Here is a 14,192-nt window from a genome sequence, read left to right on the forward strand (position 1 = left end):
GGGAGCCGAGGGGTGGCAGTCCGGCCTCGGTGAAGGGAGGTGTTTCCGTCACCATTCCGGTCGCCGGGTGGAGTCCGGCGGCCACCGCCGCACATCCCGCGACCGCCGTGGTGGCGACCGAGCCGCGGGCGCCGATCAACCAGACGCCGTAGGAGGGATCAGGAGTGGACGAAGGGGACACGGCACAGCCTCCTCTGGGTGGGTGGAGACGACGGGCGGGGGTCCGGCGTCCCCCGCCCGCCGCCGATCAGGGCCCGCGCCCCTGGGGGCGCGGGCGTCGAGCGGAGCTGTCAGTCGCCGGACGCTTCGGCGAGTTCCTTCACCCGGATGTCGCGGAACGACACGTCGTCGCCGTCACCGTGGTTCTGGATGCCGATGTGTCCTTGGACGAGGCTCCGTGCCGGATCGGTGTTCGTGTAGTCGTTGATCTTCGCGCCGTTGAGCCAGATCTGCAGGTGCTCTCCTTCGACGCGGAGTTCGTAGGTGTTCCACTGGCCGGGCGGGTTGAGGGCCTTGTCGCGGGCGTCGATGTCGGCGGACTGGAAGCCGTACACCGAACCTGTGGTCTTCTCGGGTACGTCGGTGGCGTCGATCTGGATCTCGTAGCCGTTGTTCACCGCCGACCAGGGGTCGTCGGAGGGCGGGAAGCCGATGAAGAGGCCGGAGTTGTCGTCGCCGGACATCTTCCAGTCGAGCTTCAGGGAGTACGAGCCGAACTCCTTGGCGGCGTACCAGAGCATGCCCATACCGCCGACGGTGGTGAGGGTGCCGTCCTTCAGCTCGAAGGAGCCGGGGCCGGCCTGTTTCCAGCCCTCCACCGACGTACCGTCGAAGAGTTTGGTGTAACCCTGCTCGGGGCGGCAGTCGGCGTTGACGGCGCCGGTGGCGTAGCGGATGCCGCCCAACAGGTGCTGCTTGAAGGCGGGTTCGGCGTACGACTCCTTGGTGTGGCCGCCGCCCGTGTAGAAGGAGCGGCCCCCTTCGAACTCCTGGCACCAGGCGATGGGGTGGTCGCCGTTCATGGAGCCGCCGGTGTACGAGGACTCGTCGAGGGAGGCCAGGACGCGGGCGCGTTCGCGGGGGTTGGAGCGGTAGTTGTACCACTCGTCGGTGCGGTCCCAGACCGGACCGAGATGGGCGGTGGATTCGTGGGCGTGGTCCTCGACGTCGACCTTCGCGGGCTGGATCGCCGGGTGGGACTGGAAGTAGGCGCCCGCGAGTTCGCCGTAGAAGGGCCAGTCGTACTCGGTGTCGGCGGCGGCGTGGACTCCTACGTAGCCACCGCCGTCCTTGACGTACTTCTCGAACGCGGACTGCTGCTCCCCGTTGAGAACATCCCCCGTGGTGGAGAGCCAGATGACGGCGTCGTACTTGGCGAGGTTGCCGGGTGTGAAGGCGCCCGCGTCCTCGGTGGCGTCGACGGTGAAGCCGTGGGCGGCGCCGAGTTCCTTGACGGTGGCGATGCCGTCGGGGATGGAGTCGTGGCGGAAGCCGGCGGTCTTGGAGAAGACCAGGACGTGTCCGCTGTCCTTGCCGGGTTTGCCGGGCCGGGTGCCGGAGTCCGGGTCGGGCCTGGAGGCTGCCGGGCCGGAGACACAGCCGATGAGCAGGGCCGCCGTCGCCGTGGCGGTGAGCAGTCGGGCTCGTGTGCGCATTGCGGTCACTCCCTTTCGCTGCTCAAGGTGGGTCAGCTGGTGGTGAAGGTGAAGTCGTCGACGTCGTAGAGCGAGTCGGTGCCTTCGCCCTTGAAGACCAGGAAAAGCGTGGTGGATTCGGCGGGGGCGCCACTCAGGTCGGCGGTGACGTCGGCGTAGGTCTCCCAGCCGCCGGTCGGGTCGACCTTCGCGGTGCCGAGGACCTTGCCGTCAGCGGCGCCTGCCCGTACCTCCAGGGTCCCGCCGGTTCCGCCGGAGGCGACGCGGGCGGTGAACTTGGTGGCGTTGCCGAGGACGTACGGCTTGAAGGAGATCCAGTCGCCGTTGTTGATCTCGCCGACGGCCTTGCCGCCGTGGGCCGGGGTGTGGCTCACCACCGACACGCCCTGGGAGTCGTCGTAGTGCTCGCCCTGGCGGTGCTTGGGCTGGACGACGTTCTGGTCGTGGGTGGTCAGCGCGGGCTGGCCGTTGGCGCCCTTGTCGGTGTACTCGGCGTCGAAGACCCCGAAGATGTTGGCGTTCGGGTCGTGCTCGCCGTCGGCGGAGGTCTGGATGGTGCCCTCGCAGCCGTTGGCGGAGGTCACCGGGTGGCCGTGGCTGTCATGGCCGAGGATGTGCGTGACCTTGACCTTGGCGCAGTCGATCGTGCCGTCCTCCGGGTCGGTGACGGTGACCTTGAAGGGAATCTTGTCGCCGAAGGTGAACAGCGTGCCGTCGGCGGGCAGTTCGAGCTTCACGGTGGGTGCGGTGTTGCCGACGGTGACGTGGGCGCTGGCGGAGCCGGTGCGGCCGGTCTTGTCGGTGGCGGTGACCGTGGCGGCGTAGACGCCGTTCTTCTCGAAGGTGTGCGCGGGGTTCTGCTCGGTGGAGGTGCCGCCGTCGCCGAAGTCCCACTTGTACGTCAGCTTGTCGCCGTCGGCGTCGGTGGCCTCGGTGCTGAACTGCACCTTCAGCGGGGTCTGTCCGCTGGTCACATCGGCCTTGGTCTCGACGACGGGCGAGTGGCCGCCGGTCGCGTTCTCGATGCGGTAGAGCGCGGAGTTGGCGTCGCCGTTGAAGTAGCCGGTGCCGTAGTCGAGGACGTAGAGCGCGCCGTCGGGGCCGAAGTCCATGTCCATGACCTGGGTGCCGGTCCAGGGGAAGTCGTTGATGGACTGCACGGCGCCCGCGTCGTCCTGGGCGATCCGCTTGATCCAGCGGCGGCCGAACTCACCGGCGAAGAAGTTGCCGTCGTACGACTCGGGGAACTTGACCTGCGAGTCGGAGTTCGCGTCGTAGCGGTAGACGGGTCCGGCCATCGGGGACTCGGAGCCGGTGCCGAACTCGGGCACGGAGCCGCCGTCGTACGGGATCCAGGCTTCCTGCGCGGGCGGCAGGTCGGTGAGTCCTGTGTTGTGCGGCGACTCGTTCTTCGGGGCGGCGCAGTCGAAGGCGGCGCCGGAGGTCTGGTCCGCGAAGTTGTAGTCGATGTAGGCGTCGTTCTTGCCGGTGCAGTAGGGCCAGCCGAAGTTGCCTGGCTTGGTGACGCGGGCGAACTCGACCTGTCCCGCCGGGCCGCGCTTGGGGTCGGCGGTGCCGGAGTCGGGGCCGTAGTCGCCGACGTAGACGGTGCCGGTGGGCTTGTCGACGCTCATCCGGAAGGGGTTGCGGAAGCCCATCGCGTAGATCTCGGGGCGGGTCTTCTCGGTGCCCTTGGCGAACAGGTTGCCGTCCGGGACGGTGTACGAGCCGTCGGCGCCGACCTTGACGCGGAGGATCTTGCCGCGCAGGTCGTTGGTGTTGCCGGCGCTGCGCTGCGCGTCGTAGGCGGGGTTGCGGTTCGCACGCTCGTCGATGGGGGTGAAGCCGTCGGAGGCGAAGGGGTTGGAGTCGTCGCCGGTCGACAGGTAGAGGTTGCCGTCCTTGTCGAAGTCGATGTCGCCGCCGACGTGACAGCAGATGCCGCGGCTGGCGGGCACGTCCAGGACCTTCTTCTCGCTGGCCGCGTCGAGGGTGCCGTCGTCCTTGAGGACGAAGCGGGAGAGCCGGTTCACGCCGTCGAACTTGGCGAAGTCCTCGGCGGTGCCCTCGTTGGGCGCGTCGCCGGCGGGGGTCTCCAGGGGCGGGGCGTAGTAGAGGTAGACGGCCCTGTTCTGGGCGAATTCGGGGTCCACTCCGACGCCCTGGAGGCCCTCTTCGTCGTGCGAGTAGACCGGTATCTTGCCGGCGACCTTGGTGGTGCCGGTGGCGTCGGTGAGGCGGAGCGTGCCGTCACGGGAGGTGTGAAGGACGGAGCCGTCGGGGAGTACGTCGAGCGTCATCGGCTCGCCCATCTCCGGCTCGCCCTTGGCGAGGGTGACCTGCTGGAAGTCCTCGGCGGCGGGCTTCTTGCCCTTCGTAAGGTCCCGGTCCCGGTCCTGGTCCTGGTCCGCCACCGGTGCCGTACCCGAACTCGGTGCGTCCGGTACGGCGGTGGCGGGGGCGGCGAGGGTCAGCGACGCGGTCGCCATGACGGCGCCGGTGAGCAGGGCGAGCGTCTTGCGCAGTCTGAGCCTGTCTCTGTGCACGGATGTCCTCCGGAATGCGGCCGGTGGTACCTGGCGTGTGCGATACGTGCGGTGCGCCGGAGTGCGCCGTCACCCCGGAGAGGCTCGTTTCCCTACGTCTCAGGGAAGGTAGCCACGTTTGTCCCCGATAGAAAGCCCTTGCACAGAACGGGAGTTGGACTTTCCCCTGAGTCTGGACAAAGTGCTCAAGTGCGGGGGAATGATCTATTCCGCGCCCCCGAACGCCGCGTCGAAGGACGCCGTGGGCGGTTCGAAGTCGTATGCCTTGAGGCGGGTCAACGCCTCGGGGGCGCCCTGGAGCCGGTCCATGCCGGCGTCCTCCCACTCCACCGAGACCGGCCCGTCGTAGCCGATCGAGCGGAGCATCCGGAACACGTCCTCCCACGGCACCTCGCCGTGCCCGGCGGAGACGAAGTCCCAGCCGCGCCTCGGGTCCCCCCAGGGCAGGTGCGAGCCGAGCCGCCCGTTGCGGCCGTCGAGGCGGCGCCGGGCCTCCTTGCAGTCGACGTGGTAGATCCGGTCGCGGAAGTCGTAGAGGAAACCGACCGGGTCGAGGTCCTGCCAGACGAAATGCGAGGGGTCGAAGTTCAGGCCGAACGCGGGCCGGTGGTCGACGGCGGCGAGGGCTTCCTTCGTCGACCAGTAGTCGTACGCGATCTCGCTGGGGTGCACCTCGTGCGCGAAGCGGACGCCCTGCGCGTCGAAGACGTCGAGGACCGGGTTCCAGCGGTCCGCGAAGTCCTGGTAGCCGGCCTCGATCATGCCGGGCACGACCGGCGGGAACATCGCGACGAGGTGCCAGATCGCCGAGCCGGTGAAGCCGACGACCGTGTCGACCCCGAAAGCGGCCGCGGCGCGCGCCGTGTCGGCAATCTCGGCGGCGGCCCGCTGCCGTACGCCCTCGGCTTCGCCGTCGCCCCAGATGCGGGCGGGCAGGATCGCCCGGTGCCGCTCGTCGATGATGGCGTCGCAGACGGCCTGGCCGACCAGGTGGTTGGAGATCGCCCAGCACTTGAGGCCGTACTTCTCCAGGAGCTGGTGGCGGCCCTTGACGTACGAAGGGTCGGCGAGGGCCTTGTCGACCTCGAAGTGGTCGCCCCAGCAGGCGAGTTCGAGCCCGTCGTAGCCGAAGTCGCGGGCCAGCCGGCAGACCTCTTCGAGCGGCAGGTCGGCCCACTGTCCGGTGAAGAGTGTGAAGGAACGTGCCATCGGTCCTCAGACCTCCAGTGCCGGGGCGGTTGCCGGGATCGGGGTGTACGCGGAGTTCTTCGCGGCGCTCTCCTCCACCGCCGCGAGCACCCGCTGCACCCGCAGCCCGTCCGCGAAGGACGGCGCGGGGTCGGTGCCGGTGGCGATGGCGTGCACGAGGTCGCGGGCCTGGTGCGTGAAGGTGTGCTCGTAGCCGAGGCCGTGGCCCGGCGGCCACCAGCCCTCCAGATACGGGTGGTCGGCCTCGGTGACGAGGATGCGGCGGAAGCCCGCCGACGCGGCGGGTTCGGTGCCGTCGTGGAAGGACAGTTCGTTGAGCCGCTCCAGGTCGAAGGCCAACGAGCCGTGCTCGCCGTTCACTTCGAGGCGCAGCGCGTTCTTCCGCCCGGTCGCGAACCGGGTGGCCTCGAACGTGGCGAGCGCCCCGGAGCCGAGCCTTGCGGTGAACACGGCGGCGTCGTCGACGGTCACGGGCCCGCGCTCCGCTCCCCCGGTTCCGGCGAGCCCGGCGGACGCTCCGGCGAGCAGCGGCCGTTCCCGTACGAAGGTCTCCGTCATCGCGGAGACGCCGACGATCTGCTCGCCCGCGACGAACTGGGCGAGGTCCACGATGTGCGCGCCGAGGTCGCCGAGCGCGCCGGAACCGGCGTGCGCGCGGTCAAGGCGCCAGGTCAGCGGGAACTCCGGGTCGACCAGCCAGTCCTGGAGGTACACGACGCGTACGTGCCGGACGCGGCCGATCCGGCCCTCGGCGATCATGCGGCGAGCGAGGGTCATCGCAGGCACGCGGCGGTAGTTGAACCCGACCATCGCCAACTGCCCACGCATACGCGCCCGTTCGGCCGCCGCCACCATCTCCTCGGCCTCTTCGACGGAGTTGGCCAGCGGCTTCTCGCACAGCACATGCTTCCCGGCGTCCAGGGCGGCGACGGCGATCTCGGCGTGGCTGTCACCGGGGGTGCAGATGTCGACGAGCTGCACGTCGGCGCGGTCGAGCAGGGCCCGCCAGTCGGTCTCGGCGGCCGCCCAGCCGAGCCGGTCGGCGGCGGCCCGTACGGCGTCGCCGTCCCGGCCGCAGATCGCCGCGAGGTGCGGTTCGAGCGGCAGGTCGAAGGCCCGGCCCACGGTGCGCCAGCCCTGGGAGTGGGCGGCGCCCATGAAGGAGTACCCGACCATGCCGACACCGAGACGCGGCCGCGCGCCCGCAATCGATCCTGTCCCGGCCTGCTCGGTCTCGCCCTGCTCCCCGTTGTGCTGCATGCGGTATGCCTCCTCGTCGACGGCGGTGGGGGGTGTGGTCAACCCTTGTTCCAGGCCGCTCACTTGAAGCCGGTGGACATGTACTGCTTGAGGTTGTCCTTGGTGACGACGGCCGAGTAGAGCGTGATCGAGGACGGGATCTCGAACTCGGCCATGCCGCCGATGCCCTTGTTCTGGCCGAGGGCGCGGGCCAGGTCGATGGCGGACGCGGCCATGGTCGGCGGGTAGAGGACGGTGGCCTTGAGCACGCTGTCGCCGGACTCGATGGCCTGCATGGCGGAGAGCGCGCCCGCGCCGCCGACCATGAAGAAGTCGTCCCGGCCGGCCTGCTCGATGGCGCGCAGGGCGCCCACACCCTGGTCGTCGTCGTGGTTCCACAGGGCGTCGAAGTTCTTCTGCGCCTGCAGGAGTTGGGCCATCTTGGCCTGTCCCGACTCGACGGTGAACTCGGCGGCCTGGCGGGCCACCTTCTTGATGTTCGGGTAGTTCTTCAGGGCCGCGTCGAAGCCCTCGGTGCGCTGCTTGGTGAGCTCCAGGTTGTCGAGTCCGGCGAGTTCGACGACCTTGGCGTTCTTCTTGTCCTTGAGCTGCTCGCCGATGTAGTGCCCGGCGTTGAGGCCCATGCCGAAGTTGTCGCCGCCGATCCAGCAGCGGTACGCCTGCGGGTTGGCGAAGATCCGGTCGAGGTTGACGACGGGGATCCCGGCCCGCATCGCCTTCAGCCCGGCCTGGGTCATGGCCTTGCCGTCGGCGGGGAGGATGACGAGGACGTCGACCTTCTTGTTGATCAGGGTGTCGATCTGGCCGATCTGCGCGGCGGTGTCGTTGGAGCCCTCGGTGATCTCCAGGGTGACGTCCTTGTACTTCTTGGCGCGCTCCTTGGCGTTGACGTTGATGGCGTTGAGCCAGCCGTGGTCGGCCTGCGGCCCGGCGAAGCCGATGGTGACGGGCTTGCCCGGCTTGTCGTCGGCGACGGGAGCGTCGGCCGCCTGACCGCCGGTGCTCTCCTTGGGCTCGTTGCTGGTACAGGCGGTGAGGAACGCTCCGCTGGAGAGGGCGGCGGCTCCGAAGAGGAGGTTTCTGCGGGTGGCGGCGGCTGACAGGCGTGGCGTTTCAGGCATGGCGGACCCTTCACGTAAGGCCGGTTTCTACGGGGAAGTGTGTTGCTGCACAGGGAAGTACAGGTCAGGGGGTGTGCGACGTCCGACGTTGAACCAGGACCGCGGCGACGATGATCGCGCCCTTGGCGATCTGCTGGGTCGCGCTCTCCAGGTTGTTGAGCGCGAAGATGTTGGTGATCGTCGTGAAGATCAGTACGCCGAGTACGGAGCCGGTGATGGTGCCCCGGCCGCCGCTGAGCAGCGTGCCGCCGATGATCGCGGCGGCGATGGCGTCGAGTTCGTACAGGTTGCCGTTGGTGTTCTGGCCCGAGCCCGCGAGCACGATCAGGAGGAAGGCCGCGATGCCGCAGCAGAGCCCGGACAGCAGGTAGAGGTACAGGCGTTGGCGACGGACGTCGATGCCGGCGAGCCGGGCGGCTTCCGCGTTGCCGCCGACGGCGACGGTGCGGCGGCCGAACGTGGTCCGGTTGAGGACGAGCCAGCCGATCACGGTGACGGCGGCGAAGACGAGAACGAGCGGCGGGATGCCGAACAGGTACGCGTCGCGTTCGCCGAGGTCGAGCACGGACGGGATGCTGACCATCTGCGTCTTGCCCTCGGTGATCTGCAGGGCGAGCCCGCGCGCCGAGGCCAGCATGGCGAGGGTGGCGATGAACGGCACCATGCCGCCGTACGCGATGAGCAGTCCGTTGACGAGGCCGCAGCCCACGCCGACGATCACGGCGGTGAAGAGGATGCCGGCGAAGCCGTACTCCTGGGTGGCGACCGTCGTGGCCCACACCGAGGCGAGCGCGACGATCGCGCCGACCGAGAGGTCGATGCCGCCGGAGGTGATCACGAAGGTCATGCCGACGGTGACGACGCCGATCACCGAGGCCTGGGTGAGGATCAGTTGGACGTTGCTGGTGGCGAGGAACTCGTCCGGTTTGGTGACGCCGCCGATCAGGGCGAGGGCGACGAGGACGCCGATCAGGGACAGGGTGCGTACGTCGGGCCGGAAGAGTCGGCCGCTCCAGGGGCCGGCGCCGTCGCCGGACGTGGACTTCCGGGGTCCGCCGCCGTCGAGCAGGGGTCCCTCCTGCTTGGCCGGTGTCGCTGGCTGCGTCATGACGCCGGGCTCCCTTCCATCACCAGGTCGAGTACGCGGTGTTCGTCGAGTTCGCGCGCGGGCGCGGTGTGCACGACGTGGCCCTCGCGCAGGACGAGGACGCGGTCGGCGAGGCCGAGGACTTCGGGGACCTCGCTGGAGACGAGCAGCACGCCGAGCCCGTCGTCGGCGAGCCGCCGGATGACGGCGTACAGCTCGGCGCGGGCGCCGACGTCCACGCCGCGGGTCGGTTCGTCGAGCAGCAGCACCCGGCAGCCGCGGAGCAGCCAGCGGGCGAGTACGGCCTTCTGCTGGTTGCCGCCGGAGAGGGTGCGCACCGGCGCGGAGGGCAGGTCGGGTTTGAGGGACAGCTCGCGGGTGGCGCGGCGGGCGGCCTTGAACTCGGCGCCCCGGTCGAGCCAACCCCCGTGCGAGAAACGGGACATGGAGGAGACGGAGACGTTGCGGGTGATGGACTCCAGCATCAGCAGGGCCTGCGCCTTGCGCTCCTCGGGGGCGAGCCCGAGTCCGGCGCGCACGGCGGCCCGTACGCTGCCGGGCTTCAACGGGCGCCCGTCGACGAGGACTTGACCGGCTTCCGCCTTGCGTGCCCCGTAGACCGTCTCCAGGATCTCGGAGCGCCCGGAGCCGACGAGTCCGGCGAGGCCGACGATCTCGCCGGGCCGCACCTCGAGGTCGACGGGCGCGAACTCGCCGCGCCGGGTGAGCCCACGGACGGTCAACAGCGGTTCAGCCAGCGGGAGTTGAGCGGGCCGTTCGGGGAAGACGTACTCGACGTCGCGGCCGGTCATCAGGGCGACGACCTCGCGGGTCGGGGTCGACTCGGCGGGCAGTCCGCTCGCGACGGCACGGCCGTCTTTCAGAACCGTGACGCGGTCGCCGATGCGCCGGATCTCTTCGAGCCGGTGCGAGATGTAGACGACGGCGACGCCTTCGGCGGTGAGGTCGGCGACGATCCGGAAGAGGTTGGCGACCTCGTCGGGGTCGAGGGCGGCGGACGGCTCGTCCATCACGATGAGGCGTACGTCGTGGGAGAGTGCGCGCGCCATGGAGACGATCTGCTGCTGGGCGGCGGAGAGTTCACCGACGAGCCGGGCCGGGTCGATCTCGGTGTGCCCGAGCCGGCGGAGCAGCGCGGCGGCCGCGGTGCGGGCGTCCCGGCCGCGTACGACGAAGCCCGCGGTGGTGGGCTCGTGGCCGAGGTAGACGTTCTCGGCCACCGACAGGCCCTCCACCAGGTCGAGTTCCTGGTAGATGGTGGCGATACCGAGGCGCATCGCGGCGATCGGTGACTTGAGGGTCACGTGCTCGCCGCGCCAGGTGATCGCGCCGCCGTCGGGCTGGTGGGCCCCGGCGAGCACCTTGATGAGGGTGGACTTGCCCGCGCCGTTCTGGCCGAGCAGGCAGTGCACTTCACCGGCCCGCACCTCCAGGTCGACGCCGTCGAGGGCGCGGACTCCGGGGAAGGACTTGGTGATGCCGTCCATGGTGAGCAGCGGCGGTGGTTCTGGTGCCATGGTGGTTCCCCTTGGCGGATGCGGCCGGTTTCAGGGCAGGGCAGAGCAGGGTGCTGTGCGGGGTGTGGGTGCGGTGGTGCTGTACGGGTACGGGTGTGCTGCCTGTGCTGTCGTGCGCGTGCGCGTGGTGCCGTACGGGTGGTGCGGACGTGCGGTGGTGCCGTACAGGTACGGGTACGGGTACGGGCCGGTCAGGCCGGTGAGAACAGGTGGTCGCTGATCAGGCGGGCCGCGCCGATGACTCCGGCGGTGGGGCCCAACTCACCCAGGACGATAGGGAGGTTGCCGGTCGCGAGCGGCAGCGACTGGCGGTAGACCTGGGTGCGGATCGCGGCGAGCAGGGTGTGACCGAGCCCGGTGACACCGCCGCCGATCACCACGAGGCCGGGGTTGAAGAAGCTGACGAGACCGGCGATGACCTGGCCGGTGCGGTTGCCGCCCTCCCGGATCAGTTCCAGGGCGGTGGCGTCGCCGGCCGCGGCCGCGGCGGCCACGTCGACGGCGGTGAGCGAGCCGAGGGACTCGAGGCGGGCGGCGAGTTCCGGGGAGCGCCCGTGCGTGGCGGCGTCCTCGGCGTCCCGCGCCAGGGCGGCGCCGCTGAAGTAGGCCTCCAGGCAGCCCTTGTTGCCGCAGGCGCAGGGCCTGCCGTCGAGTTCGACCTGGATGTGGCCGATGTCGCCCGCGCTGCCCGTCGTACCGCGGTAGACCTCGGCACCGACGACGATGCCGCAGCCGATGCCCGTACCGATCTTGACGCAGATGAAGTCGTCGACGGAGCGGGCGACTCCGGCGTGCTGTTCGCCCATGGCCATCAGGTTCACGTCGTTGTCGACCATGACCGGGCAGCCGAGGTCCTGGCTGAGCGCCTCGCGCACCGGGAACCCGTCCCAGCCCGGCATGATCGGCGGGGCGACGGGCACACCCTCGGGGAACCGGACGGGTCCCGGCACCCCGATGCCGCAGCCGTCGAAGCCCTCGGCGAGCCCCGAGGCCTTCAACTTGGCGGCCATGGCGAGGACTTGCTCGAAGACCGCGACCGGCCCCTCGCGTACGTCCATGGGCTGGTTGATGTGACCGAGCACTTCCAGCTCGGCGTTGGTGACGGCCACGTCGACCGAGGTGGCGCCGATGTCGACGCCGAGGAAGCGGAGTCCGGGCGCCAGCCGGATGTTGTGCGAGCGGCGGCCGCCACGGGATGCGGCGAGTCCGTCGGCGACGACCAGGCCGGTGTCCAGGAGCCGGTCCACCTCGACGGCCAGTTTCGACCGGGAGAGATCGACCTGATCGCCCAGCTGCGCACGGGAGTTGGGCCCGCCGTCCCGCAGCAGACGGAGCAGTCGCGCCTGGTGCGCGTTCGCGGGTCGAGCCGTCATCCGTCTCACGCCGCCCCTCCCGCCATCGACAGGCATGTCACCTCCGACCGTTTTCGGCCGTCGGCTGTGCTGGCTTTCGAGGGGAACGTAGCAGCGGCTGCTCGGGGCGGGAAGAAGTTACGCAGGAATTACCCATGACTTTTTCCTGCAACAGGACAAAGGCGGTTCGGGTCCCGGGTTCGTTCGCGGCACGACGCGGCTTCCCCGTCGACGACGAGGCGGCGGACTACCTGATCGTGAACCGGCAGTTGCTGCTGTGGCCGGTCGACGGGGAGGGCCGGATCCAGGGCGAGGACTCGTACAGCTCAGGACCGGTGAGCATTACGAAGCTGACGTTCGACCAACTCCCGTGCGAGTACGTGGAGTTGGTGCACTCGACTGCGACGTGAGGGTTCAGCCGGCCGGGCTGTCCCTGCCGCGCTCGTGGTACGTGGCCCGGGTGTGCTCGGTGTGTGCCCGCATGACTTCCGTGGCGCGCCGTTCGTCGCGGGCGTCGATGGCGGCGATCAGCTGACGGTGCTCGATCCACGACTGTTGGCCGCGCTGCCGGGCCACCGGTGTGTAGTACCAGCGCACCCGGCGGTCCACCTGGCCCGCGAGTTCGGCGAGGACCACATTGCCGGCGAGCTGCATGACCTTGGCGTGGAAGGCGGCGTTGGTGGCCACGACGGTGTCCACCTCGCCGTCGGCCACGGCCTGTTCGCCCGCCGTGCAGAGTTCTTCGAGGGCGGCGATGCCCGCGGAGTCGGCGTGCGCGGCGGCGAGCCGGGCGGCCTCGGCCTCCAACAGGGTGCGCACGGTGAGGAGTTGGTCCGCCTCCTCCTCAGTGGGCTCGTGCACGAACGCGCCCTGGGCGGGCCGCAGATCGACCCACCCTTCCGTGTTGAGCCGCTGCAGCGCCTCCCGCACCGGCTGCCTCGACACCCCCAGATGCCCGGCGAGTTCGCTCTCGACCAGGTGCTGGCCGGGGCGCAGCGCGCGGGTCGTGATGAGTTCGAGCAGAGCCTCGTACACCCGCTCGCGCAGCGGGCCCGGCCGCTCCAGTTTCGGTACGGCACCGTGCGGCAGTCCTGCGGACAACATCGCGGTCCCCCTCGTCGACTTCGGATCGTCGGCGCGGAGCGACCGCCGGAGACATCACGCAGCCGCACCACATTGGCTATCGTCTACAGTCTACCGAGCACAATGGCCAGTACACACGGGAGTTGGGCTCATCACAGTGGCCGGAATCGGCCCGTGCATCCGGTTCGTCCCGCCGCTCGCAAGCAACGGACGACCTTCCCGCCGCTCACGGGCAGCGGATGATCAGCCCCGCGTACGACAGGTTGCCGCCGAAGCCGAACAGCAGGACCGGGGCGCCCGGTGCGACCTCGCGGCGTTCGACCAGCTTGGACAGGGCGAGCGGGATGCTCGCGGCGGAGGTGTTGCCGGATTCGACGACGTCCCGCGCGACCACGGCGTTCACCGCGCCGATGCGTTCCGCGACCGGCTCGATGATCCGCAGGTTGGCCTGGTGGAGCACGACCCCGGCGAGGTCCTCGGGGGCGATCCCGGCGCGCTCGCACACCTTGCGGGCGATGGGCGGGAGCTGAGTGGTCGCCCAGCGGTACACGCTCTGGCCCTCCTGGGCGAAGACCGGCGGGGTACCCTCGATGCGTACCGCGTGGCCCATCTCGGGGACCGAACCCCACAGGACCGGGCCGATGCCCGCCGTCCCGCCCTCCTCGACCGCCTCGACGACGGCGGCGCCCGCGCCGTCGCCGACCAGGACGCAGGTCGTACGGTCGCTCCAGTCCGCGACCTCGGACATCTTGTCCGCGCCGATCACCAGGGCGCGGGTCGCGGACCCGGCGCGGATCGCGTGGTCGGCGGTGGCCAGGGCGTGCGGGAAGCCCGCGCACACCACGTTCAGGTCGAGCACGGCGGGCGCGGGCATGCCGAGGCGGGCGGCGACGCGGGCGGCGGTGTTCGGGGAGCGGTCGATCGCGGTGGAGGTGGCGACGACGACCAGGTCGATCTCCTCGGCGGTACGCCCGGCGGCGGCGAGGGCCTTCGCGGCGGCCTGCGCGGCGAGCGCGTCGACCGGCTCATCGGGGCCCGCGATGTGCCGGGTGCGGATGCCGACGCGGCTGCTGATCCACTCATCGCTGGTGTCGACGAGCTGCGCCACATCCGCGTTGGTCAGCACCTTCGCGGGCTGGTGGTGACCTACCGCGGCGATGCGCGTGCCGTTCGTGCCGTACATGGTGCGGGGCCTCCGACGCCGGGTGCTGAGCAGGAGGACCCAGTCTCGTCAGCGACTCACGGGTACGACGGCACGCAAGGCGACAGTTTTCAGACGTAGTCCTTGGAGCTTTCACACCATCGGCCGACACATACTGCCCGTCCCGCCGTAACTTTCCC

The 14,192-nt window shown here is 70.1% G+C and carries 12 protein-coding genes; 1 reads left to right on the forward strand and 11 read right to left on the reverse strand.

What is annotated here, in order from left to right; genetic code table 11:
* The 9 genes from GUY60_RS22390 to GUY60_RS22430 form a co-directional block, all read right to left on the reverse strand.
* On the reverse strand, positions 1–181 hold a 181-nt coding region (locus GUY60_RS22390; protein WP_376771297.1), incomplete at its 3' end, for an inositol-3-phosphate synthase.
* A gap of 109 nt (positions 182–290) precedes the next feature.
* A complete protein-coding gene (locus GUY60_RS22395; protein WP_161700619.1) occupies positions 291–1,655 on the reverse strand; it encodes a ThuA domain-containing protein in 1,365 nt (454 codons plus the stop codon).
* Positions 1,656–1,687: 32 nt separating this feature from the next.
* A complete protein-coding gene (locus tag GUY60_RS22400) occupies positions 1,688–4,201 on the reverse strand; it encodes a PQQ-dependent sugar dehydrogenase (protein WP_376771298.1) in 2,514 nt (837 codons plus the stop codon).
* Between the two features lie 204 nt (positions 4,202–4,405).
* Positions 4,406–5,410, reverse strand: coding sequence for a sugar phosphate isomerase/epimerase family protein (locus tag GUY60_RS22405; protein ID WP_161700621.1), 1,005 nt, complete (start codon positions 5,408–5,410; stop codon positions 4,406–4,408).
* A 6-nt stretch (positions 5,411–5,416) separates the two neighbouring features.
* Positions 5,417–6,670, reverse strand: coding sequence for a Gfo/Idh/MocA family protein (locus GUY60_RS22410; RefSeq protein WP_161700636.1), 1,254 nt, complete (start codon positions 6,668–6,670; stop codon positions 5,417–5,419).
* A gap of 59 nt (positions 6,671–6,729) precedes the next feature.
* The gene (locus GUY60_RS22415) at positions 6,730–7,791 is read right to left on the reverse strand and encodes a substrate-binding domain-containing protein (RefSeq protein WP_161700623.1); all 1,062 of its coding nucleotides are present in this window, start codon (positions 7,789–7,791) and stop codon (positions 6,730–6,732) included.
* A 64-nt stretch (positions 7,792–7,855) separates the two neighbouring features.
* Positions 7,856–8,899 carry an ABC transporter permease gene (locus tag GUY60_RS22420; protein WP_161700625.1) on the reverse strand — a complete coding sequence of 348 codons (1,044 nt, stop codon included), beginning with the start codon at positions 8,897–8,899 and terminating at the stop codon, positions 7,856–7,858.
* Positions 8,896–10,416 (reverse strand): sugar ABC transporter ATP-binding protein, encoded by a 1,521-nt coding sequence (locus GUY60_RS22425; RefSeq protein ID WP_161700627.1) that lies wholly within the window; start codon positions 10,414–10,416, stop codon positions 8,896–8,898. Before GUY60_RS22425 ends, GUY60_RS22420 begins: the two co-directional genes overlap by 4 nt.
* 191 nt (positions 10,417–10,607) lie before the next feature.
* On the reverse strand, positions 10,608–11,789 hold the full coding sequence (locus GUY60_RS22430; RefSeq protein ID WP_161700629.1) for an ROK family transcriptional regulator: 1,182 nt from the start codon (positions 11,787–11,789) through the stop codon (positions 10,608–10,610).
* Between the two features lie 134 nt (positions 11,790–11,923).
* On the opposite strand from GUY60_RS22430, the gene GUY60_RS22435 reads away from it, so the two are divergent.
* Positions 11,924–12,178 (forward strand): hypothetical protein, encoded by a 255-nt coding sequence (locus GUY60_RS22435; protein ID WP_223178723.1) that lies wholly within the window; start codon positions 11,924–11,926, stop codon positions 12,176–12,178.
* Between the two features lie 4 nt (positions 12,179–12,182).
* Here the strand turns inward: GUY60_RS22435 and GUY60_RS22440 are convergent, their stop codons facing one another.
* Positions 12,183–12,872: a GntR family transcriptional regulator gene (locus GUY60_RS22440; protein ID WP_161700631.1), complete on the reverse strand. Its 690-nt coding sequence runs from the start codon at positions 12,870–12,872 to the stop codon at positions 12,183–12,185.
* A 205-nt stretch (positions 12,873–13,077) separates the two neighbouring features.
* A complete protein-coding gene (locus GUY60_RS22445) occupies positions 13,078–14,034 on the reverse strand; it encodes a beta-ketoacyl-ACP synthase III (RefSeq protein WP_161700632.1) in 957 nt (318 codons plus the stop codon).
* Positions 14,035–14,192 lie beyond the last annotated feature (158 nt).

Origin of the sequence: Streptomyces boluensis (genome assembly GCF_009908195.1) — a bacterium.
GTDB classification, from domain to species: domain Bacteria; phylum Actinomycetota; class Actinomycetes; order Streptomycetales; family Streptomycetaceae; genus Streptomyces; species Streptomyces boluensis.